This is a genomic window from Patescibacteria group bacterium (genome assembly GCA_041674405.1).
Classification (GTDB): domain Bacteria; phylum Patescibacteriota; class UBA1384; order XYA2-FULL-43-10; family XYA2-FULL-43-10; genus JBAYVT01.
In genome coordinates this window covers 116,053-141,238 of record JBAYVT010000004.1, presented here as the reverse complement: position 1 = coordinate 141,238, position 25,186 = coordinate 116,053, and the positions used below count along the sequence as shown (strand labels likewise).

General features: G+C 42.2%; 19 protein-coding genes. 9 read left to right on the top strand and 10 right to left on the bottom strand.

The window, feature by feature from the left end; translation table 11 throughout:
* The 4 genes from WC080_03585 to WC080_03570 form a co-directional block, all read right to left on the bottom strand.
* Entirely contained in the window at nt 1-2,751 is a 2,751-nt protein-coding gene (locus WC080_03585) for a cation-transporting P-type ATPase (GenBank protein ID MFA7244340.1), read from the bottom strand.
* Between the two features lie 616 nt (nt 2,752-3,367).
* Nucleotides 3,368-5,326, bottom strand: a complete 1,959-nt coding sequence (locus tag WC080_03580) for a VanW family protein (GenBank protein MFA7244339.1) — start codon at nt 5,324-5,326, stop codon at nt 3,368-3,370.
* Nucleotides 5,327-5,445: 119 nt separating this feature from the next.
* Entirely contained in the window at nt 5,446-5,673 is a 228-nt protein-coding gene (locus tag WC080_03575) for a DUF3006 domain-containing protein (protein ID MFA7244338.1), read from the bottom strand.
* Nucleotides 5,674-5,675: 2 nt separating this feature from the next.
* Nucleotides 5,676-7,379, bottom strand: coding sequence for a sodium/proton-translocating pyrophosphatase (locus tag WC080_03570; GenBank protein MFA7244337.1), 1,704 nt, complete (start codon nt 7,377-7,379; stop codon nt 5,676-5,678).
* Nucleotides 7,380-7,542: 163 nt separating this feature from the next.
* On the opposite strand from WC080_03570, the gene WC080_03565 reads away from it, so the two are divergent.
* From WC080_03565 to WC080_03555, 3 genes are all read left to right on the top strand, one after another.
* Nucleotides 7,543-7,956, top strand: coding sequence for a hypothetical protein (locus WC080_03565; protein ID MFA7244336.1), 414 nt, complete (start codon nt 7,543-7,545; stop codon nt 7,954-7,956).
* A gap of 350 nt (nt 7,957-8,306) precedes the next feature.
* Nucleotides 8,307-9,104: a hypothetical protein gene (locus tag WC080_03560; protein ID MFA7244335.1), complete on the top strand. Its 798-nt coding sequence runs from the start codon at nt 8,307-8,309 to the stop codon at nt 9,102-9,104.
* Between the two features lie 157 nt (nt 9,105-9,261).
* On the top strand, nt 9,262-9,996 hold the full coding sequence (locus tag WC080_03555; protein MFA7244334.1) for a hypothetical protein: 735 nt from the start codon (nt 9,262-9,264) through the stop codon (nt 9,994-9,996).
* A gap of 75 nt (nt 9,997-10,071) precedes the next feature.
* On the opposite strand, the gene WC080_03550 is transcribed toward WC080_03555, so the two are convergent.
* The 4 genes from WC080_03550 to WC080_03535 are packed head-to-tail and all read right to left on the bottom strand — an operon-like array spanning nt 10,072 to nt 14,905.
* Nucleotides 10,072-11,205 carry a glycosyltransferase family 1 protein gene (locus WC080_03550; GenBank protein ID MFA7244333.1) on the bottom strand — a complete coding sequence of 378 codons (1,134 nt, stop codon included), beginning with the start codon at nt 11,203-11,205 and terminating at the stop codon, nt 10,072-10,074.
* Nucleotides 11,189-12,433 carry an O-antigen ligase family protein gene (locus tag WC080_03545; protein MFA7244332.1) on the bottom strand — a complete coding sequence of 415 codons (1,245 nt, stop codon included), beginning with the start codon at nt 12,431-12,433 and terminating at the stop codon, nt 11,189-11,191. Before WC080_03545 ends, WC080_03550 begins: the two co-directional genes overlap by 17 nt.
* On the bottom strand, nt 12,411-13,622 hold the full coding sequence (locus WC080_03540) for an O-antigen ligase family protein (GenBank protein ID MFA7244331.1): 1,212 nt from the start codon (nt 13,620-13,622) through the stop codon (nt 12,411-12,413). Before WC080_03540 ends, WC080_03545 begins: the two co-directional genes overlap by 23 nt.
* Nucleotides 13,619-14,905, bottom strand: a complete 1,287-nt coding sequence (locus WC080_03535; GenBank protein MFA7244330.1) for an O-antigen ligase family protein — start codon at nt 14,903-14,905, stop codon at nt 13,619-13,621. Before WC080_03535 ends, WC080_03540 begins: the two co-directional genes overlap by 4 nt.
* 133 nt (nt 14,906-15,038) lie before the next feature.
* Between WC080_03535 and WC080_03530 the strand changes: the two genes are divergently transcribed.
* The 6 genes from WC080_03530 to larA are packed head-to-tail and all read left to right on the top strand — an operon-like array spanning nt 15,039 to nt 21,839.
* The gene (locus tag WC080_03530; protein ID MFA7244329.1) at nt 15,039-15,497 is read left to right on the top strand and encodes a hypothetical protein; all 459 of its coding nucleotides are present in this window, start codon (nt 15,039-15,041) and stop codon (nt 15,495-15,497) included.
* Entirely contained in the window at nt 15,484-17,346 is a 1,863-nt protein-coding gene (locus WC080_03525) for a VCBS repeat-containing protein (protein ID MFA7244328.1), read from the top strand. The genes WC080_03530 and WC080_03525 overlap by 14 nt, the downstream gene beginning before the upstream one ends.
* Before the next feature lie 8 nt (nt 17,347-17,354).
* Nucleotides 17,355-18,773 (top strand): flippase, encoded by a 1,419-nt coding sequence (locus WC080_03520; GenBank protein ID MFA7244327.1) that lies wholly within the window; start codon nt 17,355-17,357, stop codon nt 18,771-18,773.
* Between the two features lie 15 nt (nt 18,774-18,788).
* On the top strand, nt 18,789-19,739 hold the full coding sequence (locus WC080_03515; protein ID MFA7244326.1) for a glycosyltransferase family 2 protein: 951 nt from the start codon (nt 18,789-18,791) through the stop codon (nt 19,737-19,739).
* Nucleotides 19,740-19,759: 20 nt separating this feature from the next.
* The gene (locus WC080_03510) at nt 19,760-20,566 is read left to right on the top strand and encodes a glycosyltransferase family 2 protein (protein MFA7244325.1); all 807 of its coding nucleotides are present in this window, start codon (nt 19,760-19,762) and stop codon (nt 20,564-20,566) included.
* 22 nt (nt 20,567-20,588) lie between these two features.
* Nucleotides 20,589-21,839, top strand: a complete 1,251-nt coding sequence (gene larA, locus WC080_03505) for a nickel-dependent lactate racemase (GenBank protein MFA7244324.1) — start codon at nt 20,589-20,591, stop codon at nt 21,837-21,839.
* On the opposite strand, the gene WC080_03500 is transcribed toward larA, so the two are convergent.
* Nucleotides 21,823-23,997, bottom strand: coding sequence for a hypothetical protein (locus tag WC080_03500; GenBank protein MFA7244323.1), 2,175 nt, complete (start codon nt 23,995-23,997; stop codon nt 21,823-21,825). The genes larA and WC080_03500 overlap by 17 nt on opposite strands.
* A complete protein-coding gene (locus tag WC080_03495) occupies nt 23,981-25,093 on the bottom strand; it encodes an acyltransferase (GenBank protein MFA7244322.1) in 1,113 nt (370 codons plus the stop codon). The genes WC080_03500 and WC080_03495 overlap by 17 nt, the downstream gene beginning before the upstream one ends.
* Nucleotides 25,094-25,186: the final 93 nt, after the last annotated feature.

Below are 25,186 nucleotides of genomic sequence, written 5' to 3'. Positions count from 1 at the left end.
CTACTTACTACGAACTAATGATGTCCCGGCTATCATTTTGCCTGTTTTTTCGTCGACAAGCGCGATTTTTTTATTCCTAAGCTTCAATTTTAAATAGTGCTGATCTTGATAGTGACGGATAATTTCCGAGCCGAAAAACACTATGATGATTGTTGCGATGACAGAAAGCCAATCCGTAAATCCGAGGGGAGCCGTGCCGAAGAATGACCTAGTGTATGGGACAAAAGCGATTATTTGTATGAATATCGAGATCAAAACTGCTGCATTCAAATATGCATTTTCAAAAAACCCTCGGAAGTCCTCCCAGACCCTCTTCTTCGATCTAACCGACATAACCAGCGCCATTTGCGAAAGAACAACAGAGGCAAAAACCAAAGTACGCGCATGCGCAATTGAATGGTGCAAGCCCGAGAGATAGAGCAGAAACATCACGCAAAGGCCAAACATACCGACAAACAATGAAAACCGCATCGCTCGCGCAAGATCAATTTTATCATCAATTCTCGGTCCTTCAGCAAGCAAATTCTTGCCTGGCTTCTCAAATGAAAGCGCAATAGCCGGCAATGAATCTGTTATTAAGTTGATCCAAAGAATCTGGATGGTTGTCAGGGGTTCAGGTAAGGCAGCAAGAAAAGCGATCGCAATAAGAAGAATTTCAATAAAATTTCCAGCAAAAAGAAAAGTGAGTGCGTGTTTCACATTGTCATAAATCTGCCGGCCATATGTTATGGCATGGACGATAGTTCTGAAATTATCATCGGAAAGAACAATATCTGCCGCTTCTTTTGCCACATCATTGCCACGTATTCCCATTGCGATCCCGACCGTGGCGGCCTTTAAGGCCGGAGCATCATTTACCCCGTCCCCAGTAACCGCAACGGTATAGCCAGCTTGTTCAAAGAGTCCCACGATTCGAATTTTGTCCGAGGGAGTGCAACGGGCAAATATCTTAACTTTTTTTAGCCTATCGATAATCTCTTTGTCTGACATTGACGAAATTTCCAGCCCAGAAATTATCTCGTCGTCTATCGCCGGAAGGCCGACTGCCTCGGAGATATATTTGGCCGTACTCGGATGATCGCCAGTTAAAATAATTGGACGGATACCTGCCTTTATTGTATCGGCAAAGGCGCCTTTTACCTCCGGCACCGGTTCATCTGAAAATGCTAAGACGCCTAAAAATTCAAGATTCTTCATCGTTCCAAGATTCTTGCCGGTAATTTTTTTGGCACAAACAGCAATATTTTTCATACCTGATTCTGACATTTCAAGATTCATCTCATGTAAGAGCTTTTTGTCTGCTGCTGCCAATTTGCAAAATGGAATAATAGACTCTACCGCCCCCTTCATCACGATATAGCGCTGTTCGCCCAGATTGCCGTCGACCATCATGTATTTTTTACCGGAATCGAAAGGGCTGCCGGTAATTCGTTCGAATTTACTTGATCGCACAAACGTGTCGTGGCTTTCTTCCAAAAGCTTTTGGGCAATTGCCACTTCGAGCGGATCACCCGTCATTTCATCATGCTTTTTTCCTTTCACATCCGAACAAATCATTGCAAACAAAAGAAGATTTTTATCACTTGAGGAGTGAGGCAAATTGGAATCATAGATGACACTTTCTCCATTTTTGATAAATCCGTATTTGGAAATTACCAGGTTGTTTTTTGTGATCGTTCCCGTTTTGTCGGTCAATATGATATTTACACTGCCTAGCGCTTCGACTACTCCCATGCGCCGGACAATTGCATTCTTTTTCACCATATTGATAACGCCGATTGCCAAAGTTAATGTCACGACGGTCGGCAATGATTCTGGCACAGCAGCAACGATCAGCGCAATCACATATGCTACAAGTTCGTAAAGATTCCAACCCTGCATAAGGCCCAGTGCAAATACCGCCAGAGCAATTGCGATCGCTACGCCGGATATAATTTGCCCAACAAACAAAATCTTTTTCTCGAGAGGGGTTTTTTCTTCGCTGGTTTGAATCAATTTCGCAATTTTGCCTATTTCAGTCAATTCTCCCGTGCCGACAACAACCCCCATTGCACTCCCGGCAACAGCAGAGGTTCCCATATATGCCATGTTTCGGCGCTCCGCCAAGATCGTATCTAGTGGCAAAACTTCCGGGTGTTTAGAAATCAGCATTGCTTCACCAGTAAGCGCCGATTCGTTCATGCGCAAAGAATTTCCTTCAATTATTCGCAAATCTGCAGGAACCTTGTCGCCCTCTGATACCACAACGACATCGCCCGGTACCAATTTTTCCGAATCAATGGTTGCAATTTTGCCATCACGAATAACTTTAGCCTCACTTATGATTGATTTTTTAAGCAGTGATAATGATCTTTCGGCTTTGTGCTCCTGAAAAAAGCCAATGCCAACATTCAGGACAATGATGACAATAAAAATAATCCCCGAGGACATGCCTTCGGTTAAGATAGAAATTATCGCAGCAATCACCAAAAGAATTATAAAAAAATTAGTAAATTGGCGGCCCAATATTACCCAAACCGAGCTCTCTTTTTCTTTCTCCAATGAATTTGCCCCGTACTTTTGCAACCTCAATAAGGCTTCCTTCGAGGAAAGCCCCTCCTTCGTATCAACCCCAAAATGGCGCCTAATATCAGCACCACTCCACTGATGATAGGCAAATTCTTTCATCAATTTTATTTTAGCATAGCTAAAATTATTAGTCTGTAGTCTGTCTTCGTAGTCCTTAAAAAATTCTTTTACTTCACAGGTCACAGACTACGGATTACTTTCTTTCATCCAACACAAACTTGACTTAGGAAGCTGTGTTTGATAGTTTACAGATACAGAGAGGCGCAGCATGCATGGAAAATGGGTGCAACCACTGCCTATAGGGGTTTCGATCAGCTAGTACGTATGTTAGCTGTGAGATTCTCCCCACGTAGCGCCACCACAAACGCAAAACGCGTAGCATGTGTATGCTGTTTGCTGGGAGGTGGCTCCCCTGTCGACTGCCTGGAGATAGCGCTATGCATCGCTTGTTCAGCTTTCCGCCGGAAGGGTGAAACCGATGCCTCGATCGACCAGGCTTTCGTAGCCAATCTCCGCCGAGTGGCGGGGTCAAGATATTCCAGTTTCGGTTACCCGATGTCAGCGCGCACGGCGTCAGAGTCGTTCCCCGACCACGGATGGTTCTGTGGTTGATGAGCGCTGTACTATTACTGCTCAGAGTTCGGTGTCGTTGCCAGTTGTCGGTGATGGTGTCGGTGACGGTTGCCGAGCAGAGTTCCCGGGTAACCCCCAATCTCTCCTGCCCGTTTCGGGCATGGTTAACCTTTCGGCCCGGTGTGTTCACCTGGGCCGAAATTGCGTCTTAGAGCACAAATATAGTTTATGTTGTTGGAGTTGCAGGATCAGCCGTTGGCGTAGCCGGCTCGGGAGTGGGTTCAGGTGCGGGCTCAGGGACAGGTTCCGGCTGAACCGTTCCAACCAGCCATTTTTCCTGCCAAGGAACATATTTCGATACAAAATCTTTTTCCTGTAAAATCGCTCCGTCACGGGTGACTTTATAATGAAAGCTCGCTGTCGCCCCCGGATGGCCGGAGTCGATTTTTTTCTTTTCACCAACCTTAAGAGTGTCTGTCGGTATCTCAAGAGGAGTAGGTGGGCTTATCACATCGTAAACCGACGGAGTCCCAATTGAGATAATCCTTGAATCTTTTGTGCCATAAAACTGAAAAGTAATCTTAGTCCCGACGACTTGGGCTTGGATCAGAATGTATGAATTGTAATTATTTTTGAATTTAAAATCAGGGGCTGGATCAAAAATTGTCGCGTCCATCCCAACCGGCGGTTCGTAATAGGATACGCGATAAGAGTGATTCTGCCGCTCGACTATTTCCATTCCCGAATTCAATGCTGCACGAAAAAGGGTGGTTGAAACCTGGCACAGCCCTCCGCCATAATCCGGCACTGTCTTATCGTTCTTTATTACTAATTCCGGAAGATAACCTGTGGATGCATCAATTTTTCCTAAGCGTCCTAGGGTCGAGAAAGTTTCTCCTGGTGCCAAGAGAGCACCATTGATAGCAGCTGCACCCACATTGATATTGTGAATTCGATTTGAGGGCGAACCGGTAAACGTTGTGACACCGGTAGATACCAATTCTTTTAAGCCATATTTTCCTGCATCATCCGAAGAAACGGCCGGTTTAGTGACAGCAACTTTCAGGCTGATTTTTTTTGTATCAATTCCCTCGGCTACTTTGTAAACCCTGCCAAGTAGTGCATTTTCGATATCCACTTTGGTCTGGTTTTCGTCCAACTTTAATCCGTCTTTCGACACTGCAAAAGCTGTAACGCTTCCCCCAACAACCGAAAATTGTGCATTGACAGGCTCGGAATTGATAGTTGTCGCCATGTTTTTGATTTGATTCGTGGCTTGTTCGGAAGACACATATAGTTTCAGATCATCTCCATCAGTCTTGGATAAAATCAATTTCCCAATATCATCGCCGCCCAAGGTAAATTCAAAATCTTTATAATTTAGAACCAAATCACCGCCAGAAAGAATATTCTGCGCCTCAGAAAGCCGTTTTTGCGCCTTCACTTCATCTACCTGCGGCACATATTTCTGTGCGTTGAATGCAATCGGATTACTTTTGACATTTGAAATTTGATATTTGACATTATTGATCAATCCCAATTGATCGATCCTTTTGCCCTCCGCTCTTTCGGTAGAGAGAACAAATTCCCCACCTTGGTACGAAATCGAATAATCTTTTTCCGGTATATCAACTTCTTTTGCAATTGCGGCAATTTTGTCCGAAAGGGCTGAATCATTCACGCTATAAAGCATTGGCACATTTTGTTCAGAAAATACGGATTTTAGCTGTTCCCAGAAGTCACGGAAAATACCTCTATCACGCCCGATCCCCATCACTCTCTTCATACTCCCATCGACATCATAAGCCAATCCGATATCAGCAGGGGCAACTTGATAATCTTTTGGATTGTCTCCCTGATAAGAAAGAATGATATTTTTTGCCAAAAATTGATTTGAATTCGTCTGTAAAATATCTTTTATTTCTCCCTCAGTTTTGCCACCCAAGGCAATATCCCCGATCTTGATATTCTTGTAAGATTTATGCGCATACGAGATTGAATAAATACCAAATGTGATCAAAAGCAAAATAAGAATTGCAGCAATTCCTAGTGCCACATAACGCAAATATTTACTCTTTAAAAAATCAAAATTGATTTTAATTTGTAATTTTTTCTTTTCTTTGCCCTTTGCCATATAGCTTAAAATACCCTTTAGTTCGAGCCCGTTGAGAACCCTTTTTGTCATTGCCCCCAAGGGGACCCCCTGGGTCGAGGAGCTTGCAACGAAGCAATCTCTATCAATAGTGTAGTTCTGTTTTTGTTTTCTATTCCGATAATACTAAATTATTTACCAGTAAGCCATGGTTATTTTTGGTTCAGTATCTCATTCAAAATTTCTTTGGCGGTTTTCTCGCGTTTTTTGGTCTCGAATTCATCGGACGACAAGGTGAGATGCACTATATCACCCTCGCCTACACCTTTGGGAACAATTTTCTTGGGAACAATGACCTCCTCATGTTCGCCGATCAAGATCGCTTTGCTTCCCTCGAAGCGATCAAGGGTAAATGTTGTCGTTTTTGATTCTTCTGGCATACTCATTTAGCTTCCTTTTTTGTCATTCGAGACATTACAACATAGACCAGGATCAATACGACTAGAGCAATTCCGATTATGAGTTTCAAACGCAAACTTGGAGCCATTTTAATTAGCGATGAAAATAATGTCGCACCCAGAATCAACCCGATGGAACTCACACTGATCGAGACCCGATCATTGATCGCCGCCAAAATCAACGCTACGACAACATAGCCAATCACTGCCCCGAATGACATGCTGGCACCCAAAAGTAGTCCAGATAGAGCCGGAAGGGCTAAAAGGATAGCGATCGGCACGATTATTCCCTGTTTTACCCAACCAGATAGATTCATAGCAAGTACATATGCAGCCAATCCCCCGAGGACGATTCCGGCAATAAGGTAAGGATCGGATAAATTTGCGGAAAGCATACTGCTCCCCATTCTACCAATAAACACCCAAAAGAGGAGTAAATTTACAATGATAGCTAGATAAAACGGGTAGTCTGCCAAACTTCTGCGAAAGACATTTGTTGAGTCATACGCACCCTTGATCTTGTCTGTCTCCATTTCAATGCCAGAAATGGCTCTTACAAACTCGGCATTACTACTTGTTGAAAGCATACGTGATTGCGACATCATTGGGATAAGAAAAGCTGACAGGGCCAGCGCGAATACTGAAACTCCAGCATATCCATTTAGGGTATAGATGCCCAAAATTGCAGCGATGGCGAGAACAATCGAGATTACATTTGAAATTAGGATATAATTTTCGCCGTGAAGGCGATATTTTTGAGAGATGAAATAGCCGGATATATACAGCATGAATGCTGCGATCAGGCCAGCGAGTGCAGAAACCGATAGATTGATCGTGGCATGTAAGCCTTCTCCATAAATCAACCAAGATACAGCAAAATATGATCCTACCAGAATCAACACCGAGGGAATTATAAGGAATGTGAGCATAAGCCGGCCCAGCTTCATGTCGGTTCGGAATCTTGTGATAAGTACGCCTATTAGCATTGCAATGGCCCCCAACCCCAGAATAAGGAAAGATAAATACACCGAGTTTTCAGTTCCTGAATATAAGTTTGAGATAAAATAAACGCCTGCCGCGGATACTCCGGCAACCGCGCCGATAAGTCCTCCGGAGGTGTGATCGTTCTCATTTATCTCGATTTTTTCGGTGTTTTTATCTGAAATCCCGTGAAATCGCAGTTTTGAGATAATTTCAACCAAAATCGCGCCCAAAGTGAGTGAAAGCAGAAAAACAAAGTCTCCAGATAATACATAAGTTATAACACTTGCAACAAGAGCCGCTCCGAATGCAAACAAAGACGAAGCTCCGGAAAGAGTAAATATAATATTTGCAGCGTTGATTTGGTTTGAGCGCGTATCCTCAACAATGCGTGAATAAGCCCGTGCAAATAGAATTGAATTTGTAAGATTGACCGCAATCGTGATGACGGCACCTGCGAGAAAAGTAAGGCTGATCTTCCAACCGAGCAAATAGAGCAATATTACGAATAAAATCACCACCGAAACCGCAAGTACATTAAATTCACGGCTGATATAGGAGCGAACCTTTTTTTCGACATCTTTTCCGGCATCGAGGATTTTTTTGTTACTAACATGAGAGTTGCCTGCACGGATAAGCGTGACAAGCCCGAATAGTACCGAGATCAAAGCTGCCGCTATTGGCGCAAAAACGAGGATCATGTTCATAATTCTCCTATCAATCTAGCTGTTACAGCGTAAGATTAGCACATCTAACCACGCTCAACAATATTGACATTTCTTATATTTTATGTTATATTGTTCGGTTACCTTGAGTAACAATAGGCGCTGCGCTTGCGCGCGCCATACCACTACCCCGGGAGGGTTTCAAATGTTGAAGCAGATTTCGTCGTTTTGCTGGTTCGTGATTGCCGTACTCCTGACTGTCGTGCTCGCCGGCTGCGCCGGTGGCGGCAGCCCCATGCCGACAGCTCCCCAGTATCACATCCAGATGCAGATCTGGGCCTCCACAGATCACGTCTGGCGCCCGGCGACCGAGACGGCCATCACAGTCCCTACCGACTTCTACGTAGTCGCCTCAAGGGAGATCGGCACGCCGAGCCCCCAGGGGGGCGTCGATGCGCAGATCACGGTCACCGAGGGGACGGATGGCAAGGGGGCCATCATCCTCCCAACAGGCAAGAACTGGGTCTTCCAGGCGCCTGGCATGTGCACTGCCATCGCACACAAGGATGGCAAGGTCATCGCGACCTACACTTTCCCGGTTTTGGACGGCTGGGGCTAGCCCTTGGCCATCACGCGCATTCACTTGCGCAGTTCCCGCTCAGCATCCCACAAGGGTGCCGAGCGAGACTGCTCGAATGATTACAGTACAGGAGGAGCACACACATGGACGCAGTAATGCATGTAATAAATGACCTGCTGGTTGCTGGCACCGGTGGCCTACTCCTCTTCATCGGAGCGATTTGCCACATGATGCTTAGCCACAAGTAGAATTGAGCCCAAACCGACTTTGGTCGGCCCAAGCGGAGTCGGCGCTTCAATCTTCGCGATTGGCGCCATCCCGCTCGGAGATTGCTATCCGACAACAACAGCACGCCCCCAAGCGTGACTGACTACCATGGAGGGATTCCCGTGAAGCATATTCTGAAGTTCATCATGACCGCGATCGCTGTCATGATGGTAGTCTGGATGCCCGGCTGCACGACCGAAAAGGCTGAGGCTCCCGAAGTGACCCTCAAGGTCGTCCCCGAGATGCCGGCAAGCACTCGGCCGGCTGACAACCCCGATGGTCCGGTGACTCTGGTGCTGTACAAGTTTGGCACCAGGGAAACCATGAATTCCCCGGCCACGCTGGACGGCCTTTCGCTCACGATCGGCGACAAGTCGATCTTGGCGAAGGTCAACAAGGACATGGAACACTGGGCGTACTCGGGTCTTGGGATCGTTAGGGGTGACCAGTTCTGGTTCGCCGAGGTTTCCGTCTGGCGGATGGGCGATCCCACCTGGAACCTCTGCTCGTGGCCAGAGAAGGTCAAGGTCGGCCTGACCGAGACGTACCCCGAGGCTATCGAGAGGGCCTTTCTGGCATCAGTGGCCGAGTCCAACCTGGAATCCAAGCTCGCAACCCATGATCGGCAAGCGCTGATCGCAGACAAGAGCTTGTCCCAGGGCGGATTCAGCTTCGTAGACGGCAAGACGCTCAGTACGCGCTTTGCTGACTGGGTCTCCCAGGATCCCCAGCTTGCGGGTTTCGGGGATGCCGTCAGAGACCTCAAGGCGTACTGGGGTGTCAAGGCGGTCTACGCCAAGATCACCTGGTCGAATCTGGATACCAAAGGCAACAAGCTCGCAACTGAGCACGCCGAGGTCCAGTTCGCGGCACAACCCCCGTCGACGCCGCGGTACGACCCCAAGGGCCAGCCGGACTAGGAACCCTACAACTTGTGCTTGGTTAGTCTCATTGAGGCTAGCACCAAGCGGTGCCGTCCCCCACTCATGTGGTGCGGGGCAGCCCGCTCGGATATTCTGATTCCGCAGCCATACAGCCCGCCTCCAAGGCGGGGCTGAAACTTTGGGAGGGATTCTTGTGAGAAACGTTCCGTTGTCTTTGCTCGTGATTCTGCTGCTAGCGTTGTTGATTGCCGGCTGCACCAATACCGGCAGCAACACCGCGTCTACCACAGCGATGTCGGCATCGTCCTTGCACAAGATCGAGAACCTGAACGACGTCACGCATCACGGGGCAAGCGGTCTCCTTGACTACAACGAAGGAATGGCGCTATTCGCCACCAGAGACCCGAACTGGACGAACCTTGGCCCTGTGATGCAGGGGCTCATGGAGATCTGGAATGTGCCTTCGGTCAAGATTTACCCCGTGGGCACCACCTCGAGTGATGGCGTGCAGTACACCGAAATCACCATCACTCCGGTCAGCAACACGGCGGTCCCCGGGGTAGCGCCCGGCACTCCGCTGCCGCCCCCCAACAATCCAGAAGGCCAAGTCACCGTTGTGCTACATCATCTCGGGAGGCAGCAAAGTCTGGTCATCGGTTCGGGAACTCTCGACGGCATCAAGCTGGAAGTCGAGCAGAAGCTCTCGGATGCTGTATGGGAGGACCTGGCGCTGGCTGGACCCAACTACCCGATGGGCATTCGCCAGGGCGAGCACCTTTGGCTGGCCATCTCCGACGGCTACCAGGGCAATCACTGGAAGATAAAGCCCTGGCCGAAGGAAATCAACATCCGAGACGGCGAAGCGGACAGCCAAGCCATCGAACGGGTCTACAACGCGGACTTGGCGAGGACAAGCCCCAAGAAGTAGACACGCCATGGAGGGTATCACCGAGGACGCCGCGGATCAGTACGATCTGCGGCGTTTTCGCGTTTATGAGAACAATTATTTCAATAAACTTTTGTACACATCCAGAGTTTCTTTTGCGGTCTTCTCCCAATCGTAGCGCGCTACCCACTTCAACCCCTTTTGCGATAGTTCTTTTTGCAATTTTTCATCTTCGACGATTGTTTTCATCGCCATCGACATATCTTCAATATCGTACGGGTCGAAGTAGAACGCCGCCTTGCCGAGAATTTCCGGCATCGCCGATACTGCTGAAGAAATTACAGGCGTACCACAAGCCATTGCCTCGAGTGGTGGAAGGCCGAACCCCTCGGAGAGCGAGGGAATGCAATAAGCTACTGCCCCAGCATAAGCAATGGGAAGTTCCTCCTCCTCAACAAATCCGGTCGTTACAATAATTTTTTGCTTGGAATTGATTTCATCAATTCGTTTCAAGATTTCCGGCTCTTCTTTATCAATTTTGCCGACCAGCACAAGCTTTACATCAGAAAGTTTCGCTCGCTCGAAAGCATCGAACATACGCAGAAGATTCTTGTGCCGCTTCCACATTCCTGTATAGAGAATGTATTTCTCTCCCGTCTTATACTTTTCTTTAAAATCCCTAATTTTTGTCCGCCAGCTGGCGGATTGAGATTTGAAATTTGAATTATACTTGTTGTCAACGCCGAGGTATGTAATAGCAATTTTGTCCGGATCAATCCTATATGTTTCAACAAGATCGTCCTTGGTTGTGTTCGAAATTGTAATAATTTTTCTTGAATCCATTATTGCCGACTTCATAACAGCCCGAAACCCCAGCCTTTTTACAATATTCATGCGATGCAGATGCCCAAGAAGGGTTAGGTCATGCACCGAGATCACATAATTTCCTTTGTAACGAATCGGATGGTTAAATTGGGTAAAGTGCACAAGATCAAATTTTTCAGAATTTAAATATTTGAGAAGCTCTGTTTGCTCTTTGAAGCTGTAGTGAGGAATATCTAAAACTTTTGTACGAAAATTTTTAGCTTTCAGCTGTAAGTTGTCAGCTATAAACTTTTCGCCTTGCGGGCGGATTAAGAGAGTGTATTCGTGCTCTTGATCCAATTTTAAGATGCCTTGAACTATTTCAAGCGTGTAGCGGGAGATAGATTCGCCCACGCCAATAAAGCGCCCATCAATTAGAATTCTCATATAGATAACTCCCGATTAAAATAAAAATCGTAATCGCTACTGCCGGATTGTCAGCCCAGGTGTGAAGAAAAATTGCCACGCCAGAAACTGATATTAAGCCTAAAAACAATCCTGCATTCTTGTCGCGATAAAGCCTGATCAGTGTAACAAAAATGAAATATAGCCACAAGGCGAGGCCGATGATTCCAAGCTCGAGAAGAAGCTGGATATACCAAGACTCAGAGATAAAACCATCAGCATACTTTAAAGCCGCAGGCCCAGCATCTCCGATTCCCGAACCAAATGTCAATTTGAAAGGTTCGGAAAATCGGCGGCCTATTTCAGTAAGTGAAGACGAAAGCGCAGTCTCATGCTCTGCTTGGGAACTCCCGTGGGTAAAGAGATCTCTGGCTTCTCTGCCTCCTGAAAGATAATAACTAGCCATAATTGCCACTACCGCAAGCAGAATTACTGCATATAAGGCCTGCCTTTTTCTGCTTTTTTCAATAAATATAATATAAGCAACCACCCCAAGAATTAATCCGACAAGAGCAGCCCTTGAGAATGTAAGAACAATCGCCGATATGAGCAAGATTGATCCAACGGCTCTTGTGATTTTTGACAAAATCCCCTCTTTGAAAAATTCCGGCTTGTTTAAGATAAGCAAGAAAACTGCAGGCAATAAGTAGCTTCCAAGCTGATTTGGTCCAGGTAGGAAAGCCGAGCTTTGATAGACAGAAACGACGGTAAATGTCCCCCAGCCAAAGCTTGGCACCCCAAGCAACTGCCAGTAGTTTAAGGGAAGAAACCGCTCAATGATTGCCCAGACGGAAGCTATGAGAGCAACGAATATATAGGCTGAAATTAACGTTTTTTTCTCTGCTTTTTGCATCAATGCAACTGAACATATGAGAAAAAACAGGACCCCGATAAAATCAAACCGAAATCCCTGCAGGCCACGGCTAAAACCAGTTGCAATAAAAAAAACTGATGCAAGCCCTAAAAAAACCAAAAGAATAGGCGGAATTTTGGCTTTCCAGTTTGAGAAATCTTTCCTGGCGACATTTGATATGATGGCAAAAATTAGCAGGAAAATAATTACTGGCTCATAAAAATGTGTTAGCCAAAAAGACAGGCTTGGAGAAAGCCTCTTTTCAAGAAAATTTTGAATCGGGGTCTGAAATGGAATAAAGACAATTACGATAAGGGCAAAATAGTAAGTGATTTTATCGAGGATTTTTTTCGGCATTTTGGTTGATAATAATTACAAAGGCGAGGGTGATAAAAAATAATGCTGATAGGTCATTCTTGAAAAATGTCGTGTCGACCAACCCGTGGGCAAGCATGGCAGTCATCGCTGCAATCGGAAAGATAGCCATTTTATCATGCAAAGAATGAAATGCCCGGCCAAAAAATTGCAAAATGAGAATGAGAAAAGCGATCAACCCGCCGAGACCGACATAAAGCCACATCGCTAGAAAAAGATTGTGTGGGTGCAGAGCATAGGACAAAATATTTTGTTGAAAGCTTATATTCCCAGCCGAGAGTTTAAGAATCTCACCCTGGAAATTATCGAGGCCAATACCGGTTACCGGATGGGATTTAATCATTTGCCAAGCATATCGGTATATTTCGCGCCTGGCATGATCATTTGGAGAATAAAACCCAAAGGCATATACAAGAAAAGTTAGGACCGCCATGATCGAAGTAATGATCGCTCTTAGATTCAACGATTTGTAAATATTGAATTTGTGCAACGAATAAACGAGAACATAGATTACCATTCCAAATCCCAAAGCGAGAACCCCACCGCGGGATTTCGTGTAGTATAGGACTACTAGTGGTGCAACCTCAAGCAGTAAAAAAAGAATTTTCAGAGCTACATTCTTTATTTTCGAAAAAAGTGCTAACGAAAGAAAAAATGACGGCACAATGAACATGGCCAGATAATTTGGTGAACCAAACGGGCCAAAGAGACGAACATTGCCATGAAGATATTGATTGAAGGTAAGATCGTTTACCTGATAGAAAAGAGTTGAAATGATACCAAGTTTTTGCAAAATCGCCCAAGCTGTCACTAGCATAAGTGAAATGAAAACCGGAATTGCAAGTTTATAAGCGTCTTTTTTGGCTATAGTTTCCTTCGTAATAAAATATAGTAATGATGGAGCTATAAACCAGCTTTTAAAAATCCCTAACGCTGCCCTTTTGTCAGGTGAAATCAGAATTGCCAAAAAGGCAAAAAACAGGAAAAATATGATCGCCCAATCGACATTGTTGATTTTTATTTTTTTCTTCTTGGCAATTTGAACTGCGAGAAACGCAATAAAAGTTATAGCAACAGCAATCTCAAAAACATTGGTTGGAATGCCGCATAATTCGAACCGGAATATGTAGGATGGGATCAAGAGAACATTAAGATAGATCAAATAATTCATGCCATAGCCTCCTCTGCCTTGGCCCTTAAGAGCGCAAGGAATGCCCAGATATAAATAATGTAAAGGGTGGAAAAGAAATTATATTGAATAAAAATTGCCAGACAACCTAAAGCGACCAACGCAATATCGGTTTTATTATCATCATTTGCTGACTTTATGCTACGGAAAATAAGCACTAACATAAAAACGAGGAATCCTATAAATGCGGCAAATCCCAATATTCCCGTTTCCGACAGAATTTCTAAATATTCATTATTGAGAGAGCCGTAAGTAAATGTCTCGCCATGCTCTACCACCGGCGTTGAAAGAATGCCGGAGTTGCCAATACCAATGCCAAAAACAGGGCTTGCCTTAAATTGATTCCAGGCAATAACATATCCCTTTTGCCTCCCAACCACTGAAGCAGCATTTGTGGAATCATCAATAAAAGCGTGGTTTTTAAAACTAAGAATTTGTTCTTTTCCATCGAAAATGCCGATAAGAGAGATCGAAATTGCGAGGGCAAAAACTGCGGCAATTATAATATGGCTAAATCGTTTTAAATATTTACGACCACAACTAAAACAAAAAATCAGCAAGGCAGATAACATGGTGATCGCGAGGGCAAAGTATGCACCCCGGGAAACAGACAAAATTATATTCACAAAAATAAGTGTTGCCAACCAAAAATATTTTCCAAATACTTTTTCTCCCGACTGGATATGATTTCGAATTGTAATAAACAACGGCACAAATAAGAAATTAGCAAAATACAATGGTTCAAGAGCAAATGATTGTATCCGAGGAAAACCCAATATTTCTTTTGTATAACGGAGGCGAAGCCCGGTGTATGCTGCCGAGAGGCCCAATGAATCTCCTACGAATTGATAAATACCAAAAATACAAGCGATCAGTGTTGCGACAAGTAACCAATTTTCAGCTTGCGCAAGAATTTTTTTGTTTTTTAGATACCGTGATAATAATAAAAAGATGATAAATACAAATGTCCACATTATGATTGTGGCCAGGCTGCGCATCAAATTTTCTGCCCTAACAAGGCTAAGCGCACCAAAAATCCAGAGAATTAGAAGCGACCAGTCAATGGCCGAAAGCCTGTGCCTTAAAAAAAGTTTGCCAATTCCGGCGGTAGCTGCAATCAAAATGAAAACAACTCCGATCAGATAACTGATTTTAACCGTAAAGCCGGCGATTTCTATCGTGGGAATTCTCTCGAATGGCATAAAGAAAAAAAGCGATGAAATTATCACTGGAAGGATCTTATTTTTTAGTACATTACTATCCACGAATTAAGTTTATCATAGATTTCACGAGCATTTAACACCTGTGGTATAATATTTTCGTAGGAATCAGTTTTACGGGGATTGAGGAGTAAGTATTAATTTTCAAAACAGAAAAAGAACGATCATATTTGTCGGTATGATTTTGGTTGTTGTATTGTGCGGTATCGTAATCGGATATTGGCGTTATTCTAGGGTTGAAGAAAGTTCACCAGCCAGCACTCAAGAGGAAAATCTAACCAGTGAGAATATTGACTCTAATTCTGGCACAACCGACAATTTCGACAACAAAGGGCAAGCGACATCCGAGGAGACCAAGAGTTCAAATAACATTGACCAGTCTGACCCATATTCTCTTTACGAAGCGGGAGAGAAAAATTTAAACCAAAAAAATTATGTCCAGGCGCTGGATTACTTTGATAAAGCGCTTTTATTAAGACAAGATGATGCAAAATTTTATATTGGAAAATCACAAGCTTTGGCTGGCCTTCAAAGAAAACAGGATGCAATCAAGGTGATAGAACAAGGGCTTGATGTATTGCCAAACAATGAGGATCTTAAAACACAATTGGATATTTTACAAAATGTGGTTCAATAGAAAAAAATTTGTAAATATTGCCCTTTTGGCCCTTATTACCATCGGAGGCATCTTTTATGTCGGGAGTAAAAATGCCTATGCTTCCGATACATCTTCATCGTATTTTTTAAATGGGCATTATTATAACAATCTAATTTCGGATGACGCTTTCATTGCCAAGGACTCAATGAGCGTTGAAGAAATTCAGCGTTTCTTGAATGAGAAAGGATCATATCTTGCCGGCTATTTTGAGAATGGCAGATCTGCTGCCCAGATAATTTGGGATGCTGCCCAAGGAAATTCATATGACTCAAGGTCAAATGGCTGGAAACCATATGGGTATCCCGATTTTCCGGATATCAATCAGACGACAGGCACGGTCAGTCCTCACATTATCCTGGCAACTCTCCAGAAAGAACAGAGTTTAATTTCCGGAGGGTATGGAGATGTAAATTACGCTCTTACCCACGCAATGGGTTACGGTTGTCCTGATTCGGGTGGTTGCGATCCTACAAAACTAGGGTTTACAAAACAGGTTGACTGGGCAGCATGGCAATTCCGGTACAATTGGTATCGAGCGCAAGATTACGGATTTTCGGATTATCAAGTTGGCCAAACTACGGCTTTTTCAGACTGGAGTGGAACTTATAACGTAACTCCGGCCAACAGGGCAACAGCTTCGCTTTATAGATACACGCCCCATGTTTTTAATGGAAATTATAACTTTTGGAAGCTATACAAAATCTATTTTGAAAGTATAATTACGATTCGCGTATCTCCCGGGGGATCAGTTAATATTTCTTATGGCGGAACAACTGCAAATTGCGAGAGCACAAATTGTAATTATCAAATTCCAGAAGATACTTCGATTTCTATCACAGCAGTCAATAATCCAGCATCTGAATTCGCCAATTGGTCGGGATGCAATACCATTGATAACGGCGTATGCAAAAAAACCATGGCAGACGGAGCGATCGTAGAGGCAAACTTTTATCAATCTCTTTCCCTTTCGCCAAAATACGATTCTGGTGCCGGTAATTGGCTCTTTAGTTCCAAAGGAAAGTCGGTGCCCTACACCGTCGGTAGCAATCCCGCATTGGCAATTCCTTACAATTACGGCAATCTGCAAACTGCAATTTGGGCATATGTCAAATCCGGCTCAAATTTAAGCCCCCAAAAACTTTTCGATAGTGGACCGGGTAATTGGTCATTTTCAAGTATGAGCAATATTGTTGCGGGTGATTTTGATGGAGACGGCAAGACCGAAATCGCAGCAATGTATGATTATGGTTTGGGACAGATGAAAGTTTGGGTATTTAAGGCAAATGGTGATGGTTCGCTAACTCCATCAGTTAAATATGATAGCGGAATTTGGAATTGGGCATTTGGCCGAACCGGCAACCTGACATCGGGTGATTTTGATGGAGACGGCAAGACCGAAATCGCAGCAATGTATGATTATGGAAATTCCCAAGCAAGAATCTGGAATTTTAAGCTATCTGGTTCGACTTTTGTTTTAAGCTCAAAATTTGATAGCGGTAAGGGTAGCTGGGCCTTTAGTTCTGGAAATGAGCTTTCCGCAGGAAATATCGATGGTGATAGTAAGGATGAAATTGCTGTAGTGTATAATTATGGAAATTCATATATGAAATTATGGATATTCCACGAGGATGGCGCAACTCTCACTTCCGAAAGATGGTTTGATAGCGGTAAGGGCAACTGGTGCCCAACCAATAATAACAATGTTGCGTTTCTAGATCTTGATGGAGATGGATCAGAAAATGCCTTCACCTTTTACGGATACAATGGGGCACTTACTAAGATTTGGGAGTTTGTTGGAACTGGCCACGTTTATACAGAGGCTCGTTAAGGGATTTAATGTTTGATAAAAAAGCCGTATTTATAAATACCGTATCCCAAGTGACCGTAAGGTTGGTTACTTTGGTTTTTACGTTGGTTTCGATCAAGCTTTTAACCAATTATCTGGGCACAGCCGGTGTTGGTGAATATAACACAATAACGACTTATATCAATTTTTTTATTGTAATTGCCGATCTGGGTTTGTTCTCTGTAGCGGTTAGGGAAATCGCTAAAAATCCCAATAACGAAAAGAAAATCTTATCAAATGTTTTTTTAATCAGGCTCGTATCTGCGCTTCTTGCCTGTATTATTGCGTCAGCGCTCGTATTTGCTACAAAATACAATTTCAATATAAAATTGGGCGTTTTGATCGCGACGGGTTTTTTGCTTTTCAATTTACTAGGAAGCATTTATGATATTGTTTTGCAATATCGCCTCAAGATGCAATATTCGGCTACAGCCGAATTTTTGAGTAAACTTGCCGCAATTATCGCTTTGTATGTGATTATACGAATGCATGGCAGCTTCCTTTGGGTTGTCTCGACTGTCGCTCTTACCGGCGTGCTTATTTATATCTTTAAATGGCTGTTCTCAATAAAATTTACTAGCTTTGTGCCAAAATATGATCGGCAAATTTCAAATTGGATACTATCGCTCTCTTGGCCGCTAGGAATTGTATTTATCATTAATAATCTTTATTTCAAACTGGACACCTTGCTACTTTTTGCTATCAAGGGCAGTGTTGCTGTCGGTATCTACACAGTTGCTTACAAAGTTTTGGAAGTCACAGCTTTTATCGGGTCATATTTTTCCTCAGCGCTCAAACCAGCCATTTCTCAAAACATCCAGAGTAACAAAGCATCGGTTGGGAACATTATTGAGAAATCAATTACTATTATGCTGGCAGTTGCTATGCCTCTGACAATAACCTGCGTTGTGTTTTCCAAGGAAATAATATTGTTTCTCAGTAATGCAGATTTTCTATCTGGAAGTTGGGCTTTGATGATTTTGTCCTTTGCTTTGCCCTTAATATATTTTGATAATTTGCTTGGCGAAATTCTCCTTGCCAATGATGAGAGAAAATTGTTGATAAAAATTTCGATTTTTATTTTATCGTTTAATCTTATAGCTAACCTGATTTTTATTCCCCTCTTCTCATTTATTGGCGCCGCCGTTACCACCGTTGTTTCCGAGTTGTTGCTCCTCTTGATCAATGCTCACTACACCCAGAAAATTGTCGGATATCGATTTAATTTCCGATTAATTTTCAAGGTGCTCTTGGCGGCTTTCCTTGCTTTGGTTGTCGGATTTCTAAGCAAACAGAGCCACTTGAATTTTCTCATACTCATTCCAGTCGTAGTCGCCTTATATTTTCTGTTGTTATACCTATTTAATGTTGTCAAGCCACAGACCTTTCGAGAAATATTAAAGTCGTAATACGGAACAAACAGATTGCAAACTCAAAAAGTAAAACTAAGCATTGTTATTCCCAATTGGAACGGAGAGAAATTTCTATCAAAATGCCTGGATTCATTGCTCCATCAGTCGGAAAACAATATTGAAATTATTGTCGTGGACAATGGATCCGGCGACCAATCTGAAACAATAATCAAAAAATACAAACAAGTAAAACTCATCAAACTTAAAGAAAATTGCGGTTTTTCAATAGCAGTCAACGTGGGAATTAAGGCTGCAAATTCAGAATTAATCGGGCTCATAAATAACGACACCGAAGTTGATGAAAATTGGGTTTCAGAGATGTATGTGGCAGCCAAAAATCATCCCGAAGCGGGGTTTTTTGCTTCTAAAATGATTGATTATTATCACCGCGAAATTATCGCCGCCGCCGGAGATGCGATGAACTGGTGGGGGCGGGCGTATAATATCGGAAAATACGAAAAAAACAACGAAAACTTTGATTCTGAAAAATATGTTTTTGGTGCCTGCGCAGGAGCTTCCGTATACAGAAAAGCGCTATTTGAAAAAATCGGTTTATTTGACGAAGATTTCTTTATGTATCTAGAGGACGTTGATATCAGCTTAAGGGCCCAATATGCAGGATTTAAATGCCTCTTTGTGCCAGGTGCCATAATCTATCACATGGGGTCTGCTTCTGCAGGCAAAAAATCTGGGTTTGTGTTTAAATACATCAATAAAAACCGCTGGCATGTGATGTACAAAAATTTTCCTTTGAGCAGAATAATTATTTATTCCCCCCTGATTCTGCTTTCTGAGCTCCGATTTTTAGCAGCAGCAATCGTAAAAGGATATTTCACTGAATATATCTGGGCCGTCAAAACATGTATCAGCGAGCATGGAAAAATGATTGAAAAGCGAAAGAAAATTCTGCGCGAACGCAAGGTATCTTTTCGTTATATGGATAAATTAATGGGTTTTTTCTAATCGAATCCCCAACAAACGTTATGAAAACGCCGGAACTCTCAATTGTCATGATAAATTACAACACGCCTGATCTGGTACAGGATTCTTTGCGAACAATTGCAAAATATGTCCGGCTAAATTACGAGGTAATAGTTGTCGACAACGGATCCGGCGACAAGTCAAAGATAGATTCAGTAAAACTCCGCAAATTACTGCCTCCTGAAAAAATCAAGGTCATTTTTTCAAAAACCAATCTTGGTTTTGGTAAGGGGAATAACTTAGGCGCAAAAGATGCTAAAGGAAAATATCTGTGGTTTTTGAACTCGGACACTCTTCTGACGGATGACTCTCCATCAAAAATGGTTTCTTTTCTAGATAAACATCCCAAAATTGGTGCCCTATCGCCGCTCCTATATCATGAGGACGGAATAATTCAAAAAAACTTTTTTGCATCATTTCAAAATCTCGGTTCCGTAACTATCCGCCGTTACAACGACCATAAGATTGATTTTTCAAAAGAGTACTTTACTGCTGATATCGTAGTTGGTGCCGCCATGATGCTTGAACGTAAGAAATTTGAGGACGTAGGTGGTTTCGACAGAAACATATTTATGTATTTAGAAGATGATGATCTTTGCAAACGCCTCTCGGACGTTGGGTACCAAAACGCAGTTTTGAATTCTGCCAAGATTATTCACTTAGAAGGAAGAAGCATAAAAACTAGCAGCGCCCGCAAGAAATATTATTACAGATCACAAACGTATTTTTGGTATAAACACAATGGAAGGCTGGCCACACTGATAATGCGCATCATCCGTTGGCCATATAAATTATTCAAAACCCTGTAAATATTTAACACTAGAGTTATAAATGCACTATATTTCTTATGGTAAAAAACAAGTTTCTGTAAACCTTTCAGGCAAAAATCTCCTTGGCATAATCAAGCCTCTGGGCCCATCAAAAATCGCGGATACAAAAACCGATTTTACCGATTTGGAAAATATAATCCAGGGCAGGAAAAAAGCACTGATTGTAGTGCCTGACATTACGCGCAAGGCCCATCTTAATGAAATTTTGGAAGCAGTTTTGCCGATGTTTGAAAAAACTGGTTGTGAAGTAGAGATATTGATTGCAACGGGCCTGCATAAAGCCCAGGACAAAGAGCAAATAAACGAGATGTTCGGGCAAGAAATTGCAGAGAGATATCGGATTATTTCTCATACACAAGACAAAAAAACACACAAAAATCTGGGTGTTACATCCTTGGGGGTCCCAATTGTTTTAAACAAATTGTTGTTAAACCATGATTTTATTATGACGATAGGGGTAATTGAGCCTCATCTATATGCCGGCTTTAGCGGCGGCCCAAAAACAATCGCGATAGGTTGCGCCGGAGAACCGACAATAAATGCAACCCATAGCCTTAAATTTCTTGGAGATGAGAACACAAAACTTTGCGAGACCGAGTCGAATCCTTTTCATCAAACTCTTTGGGAAATTATCAAACCAATAAAAATCGATTACTCAATTAATTTGGTGAATGATGCCCAGGGAAATCTTCTAAAGTGCTTTTCCGGCCAGCTTGAAAAGGTTTACAAGGATGGGATCAAGTTTGTAAAAGAGAATTTTATATTATCAGTAGATGGTGTGGCCGATGCGGCCATTTGCGGTTTGGGGTTTCCCAAGGATTCAAACCTGTATCAGGCCTCTAGGGTAATAAATTATTTACTCGACGTTGAAAATCCGATTATAAAAACCGGCGGTTGTTTGATTATAGCTGCGGAGCTATCAGAGGGTGCCGGGAACGGAATTGGCGAAATTCGGTTTTACAAAGACCTTAGGTCCATCAAGGATCCAGCGGAATTTTTATCCCATATCAAAAAGGTGGGCTTCAAAGCGGGTGGGCACAGAACATACATGGTTTTAAAACATCTTCGTAAATACGATATTGTCTTTGTTTCGGGCAACCAGAAACTTTTTGAAAATACCCCGTTTAAGTGCTTCTCCGATATCAATGACGCAATAAATTATGCAAGCAAAAAGAACAAAGCCAAGACAAAATTCTATATCTATCCAAAAACACTAAATTCCATCGCCAAAGCTACTAATCCTGGGGCTTGAGAAAAACTACCATAAAAACCACGGCTAGAATTGCCATTAGGCTTACGGCCATTCCAACATAGTAGTAAACCTGTGGCAAAAACAACAAAGTAAGTGTTAGATCGATAGTGCCATCAGAATTTTCTGTGGCATATTTTTTATAATCGGGATTATTTTTCAATTCAGAGATGCTGAAATTCCAACTATTTGCATATCCGGAAATCATTTTGTGCGTGCTGTTTGCAAACGAAGGCGATCGAAGGTAACCGAGGGCAGTTAAATCAATTTGATCTTTTGACTGGCATTCACTCGTTTTCTGGGCGGAAAAATTAGTTGGATTTGAACAAAGAGAACCTTTGCTTTCACTTAAATATATCTTCCATCCATTATTGTAATTATCCAAAAAATACAGGGGTGTTGAATCTTTGAGATTTTTGATTTGAATTTTGTATTCTGTGGAGTTGACACGTTTGAATGTTACCCCGTCGCCATAAATTCTAGGAAGACTATTTTTGATTTCATAAACGTTTTCCGAAACTTTATTAATTTCCTGCTGGTTTTCAGCCAGAAGCGAGGGAACAAAATTGGGATTATTGAGTAAGCTTGGGTTGCTCTCATATCTATCAGGCGAGGTATAAAAACCATAATTGCTCTTATAAATGGAGGAAAAATCAAGAAGATATTTAATATTATGGCTTCGAAGTTTCTCCAGGGCATTATTTTTTAAAATGGCGTATTGAAAAGAATCATTGATATTTTTTCCACCATCATGATAATTCGACAAGAAATCTTGCCCGGAATAGAGGATAAAACTATCCCAGCCGCTCTGGTTGATCTGTTTTTCTTGCACAACATCAATTTCTTGGCCCACAAATCCGTACTGATTCCAAAATGGGTATTCAGCAACGTTAAATGCGCCAACCTCATCATCCAGATAAGTTTTGGTTTGGGAAAAACTCTCACGCGCCAAGGCATAATTGACCTTTGGAAGATAGCGATAAAAAGTATAAAAATTAATAATAATAAACAGCGCCATATACACAATAAGCAAGCTTTTTATCAATTTAGCAGGCCTCAATTCATCCCAAATAAACGCCAAGGCAAGCAAACCGGTTAGAAGAATGAGTGGGGCAAAATGGCCAGACTCGCGTAAAAGCGGATACAAATCCTGCACGTATGGAATTTTCAAATAGTTAAATAATCCAGTACAGAGAAAAACAAAAATTGCCCAAAGAATGATGATGAAAATCGCGTCTTTCCCCCTTTGGCCAACATATTTTCTTTTTGCGAAGAAAATAATAATTGATGATACTAAAACCAAACTAAATACGGCAAAAAAACCAAATGCAATTTTGGGGAAAGCGTATTGAATGTTTGTGGCGGGGGCAAAAACCATCGCAAAAATTCTAGCAGGGTTCGTAAACATTGCTGCAGAAAAAGATTCACTCCCAGCGATACCGGAAATTTGGCTTACATTATTCACGCCAAAAAAAATATTCACCATCCATGGCAAGTTTATGAAAAAAGCAATCACAGCAGTCCATATGGCGAACTTCCAACGGAATCTCTCGCGATAAACAATAAAATAAACCAGCAGGGCCAGAATGGCAAAAAGAAAGAATTGAATCTGGGCTCCGACAAATGCCAGAATAATTGCCAACACAAGATAATGTTTTAATGTCGGTTTAAATTTTTTAAGAAGATAGTAAATTAAAACAACAAACAAAAGAAAAGAAAAATAATAGTTCATATGGCCGGCCAATAGCTTGTAGTAAATGGCCGGATTAAGGAATGAGGCCATTGCGATGAGCAAATAGAGAAAATTGATCTTTTCCTTCTTGGGTTTGCATGTCTTCCAAACGATCCAGATCGTAAAAAAACCAAAAAACGAAAGGCCGAGGTAGACAAGATATTCGGTCGGAATCCGTATTGAATATATTGCGCTCAGTACAAGTTGCCAATACATGCCAGAATTGTATGGCAGCGACTGGCCAAATGTAATGCCTTGCCATATCAACAGCTTGCCAAGAATAGCATCCCAAAAATTCAAATTGAAATATGGGACAGTCCAATCCCAATAGTTGCCAATACCATGTCGGTACGGCCAAAAAAGCAGCAACATAAAAGCAAGCACAGAAAGCGGCAGAAGCATTATTCGTACTCTAGATTGTTTTTGCATTACGTACCCTATTTCCTAATATCCATCCGGAATACGGTATTTTAGAGATTATCCAGATGGTTAAAATGCTCGCTAAAGAGGAACCGATAAAAAGTAAAATATAAGCCAGGATATTATTCCATGTCAGATTGAGATATTTGTATATCAGCTCACCAAATATAAGAATATTATACATTATGTGAATCAAATATATACCCAAAGAATAATCACCGATCTTTTTAAGTAGATTCAAAACGGATTGATTTATATTTACTGAAGAAAAAAATTTAATAAGAATAAAAAATAAAGGAAACACATAAAATGGGAGAAATATGAGGCTGTAATAGTGATAGATACCCTGAATATGAACAAAAATTCCAGGGTGATTCACCGCAAGATAGATTGAAAATATCAATGTAAAAATGGCAACCAAAGAAACTGATGCCAATATTAAAGTTTTTGTAAGGTGCAAATTTTGTTTTATTCTTTCATAATTTGCTGAGATCGCGATACCGCCATACAGAAATGGTAAATAGCGGAAAAACTCAGTGATTCTAACTTGTCCATCGATCTTTGCTAATCCAAATTTACTTGATGTTATTTGCCACAAAAAAGGAAGAACCAGAAAAACAATAAAGACAATCCCGTTTAAAAAGGGGTTTAACTGCTTAAACTTTATAAAAATTCGGTAAAGAAAAGGATAAATTAGATAATAATAAAATAGCACGACAAGGAACCAGAAATGGAAATAACCTTGGCCCGTATACAAATCATGAAAAACTGTGGCCTGCGACAAGGGTATGCCTAAATAGAATTTTTTGAAAATCTCATAAATTATCGTGAAAAAAAGATATGGAATCAGAATTGACTGGATGCGCCGCAGGTAGAATGGAATGATCGCATCTTTTTTTTGCATGCTCCGGAATAAAACCATGCCGCTTATTACAAAGAAGAAGGAAACCCCAAAAATTGATAGTTCATTTAGTGTCAGGGCAATGATACCGACAGACGTAAGTGGAGTAATAGAATCCCAGGGGTCTGTTGCATGAATTAAAATTACAGCTAGTATGGCGACAGCTCTTAAATAGTCTATCTCTTTGATCCAATTTTTTTTCATGGCTTAAAAAATTATATCACAGCTTAAGATGCTGCTGACCTGCAATTGCTTTTTAGAAGTGCTTCTGGTATTTTTCTAAAGTAACCTAAGCTT

Coding starts and splice junctions, on each gene's coding strand:
- WC080_03580 (MFA7244339.1), bottom strand. CDS start 5,326: ATGACAAAAAGGGTTCTCAACGGGCTCGAACTAAAGGGTATTTTAAGC.
- WC080_03575 (MFA7244338.1), bottom strand. CDS start 5,673: ATGCCAGAAGAATCAAAAACGACAACATTTACCCTTGATCGCTTCGAG.
- WC080_03570 (MFA7244337.1), bottom strand. CDS start 7,379: ATGAACATGATCCTCGTTTTTGCGCCAATAGCGGCAGCTTTGATCTCG.
- WC080_03565 (MFA7244336.1), top strand. CDS start 7,543: ATGTTGAAGCAGATTTCGTCGTTTTGCTGGTTCGTGATTGCCGTACTC.
- WC080_03550 (MFA7244333.1), bottom strand. CDS start 11,205: ATGAGAATTCTAATTGATGGGCGCTTTATTGGCGTGGGCGAATCTATC.
- WC080_03545 (MFA7244332.1), bottom strand. CDS start 12,433: ATGCCGAAAAAAATCCTCGATAAAATCACTTACTATTTTGCCCTTATC.
- WC080_03540 (MFA7244331.1), bottom strand. CDS start 13,622: ATGAATTATTTGATCTATCTTAATGTTCTCTTGATCCCATCCTACATA.
- WC080_03530 (MFA7244329.1), top strand. CDS start 15,039: ATGATTTTGGTTGTTGTATTGTGCGGTATCGTAATCGGATATTGGCGT.
- WC080_03525 (MFA7244328.1), top strand. CDS start 15,484: ATGTGGTTCAATAGAAAAAAATTTGTAAATATTGCCCTTTTGGCCCTT.
- WC080_03520 (MFA7244327.1), top strand. CDS start 17,355: ATGTTTGATAAAAAAGCCGTATTTATAAATACCGTATCCCAAGTGACC.
- WC080_03510 (MFA7244325.1), top strand. CDS start 19,760: ATGAAAACGCCGGAACTCTCAATTGTCATGATAAATTACAACACGCCT.
- larA (MFA7244324.1), top strand. CDS start 20,589: ATGCACTATATTTCTTATGGTAAAAAACAAGTTTCTGTAAACCTTTCA.
- WC080_03500 (MFA7244323.1), bottom strand. CDS start 23,997: ATGCAAAAACAATCTAGAGTACGAATAATGCTTCTGCCGCTTTCTGTG.
- WC080_03495 (MFA7244322.1), bottom strand. CDS start 25,093: ATGAAAAAAAATTGGATCAAAGAGATAGACTATTTAAGAGCTGTCGCC.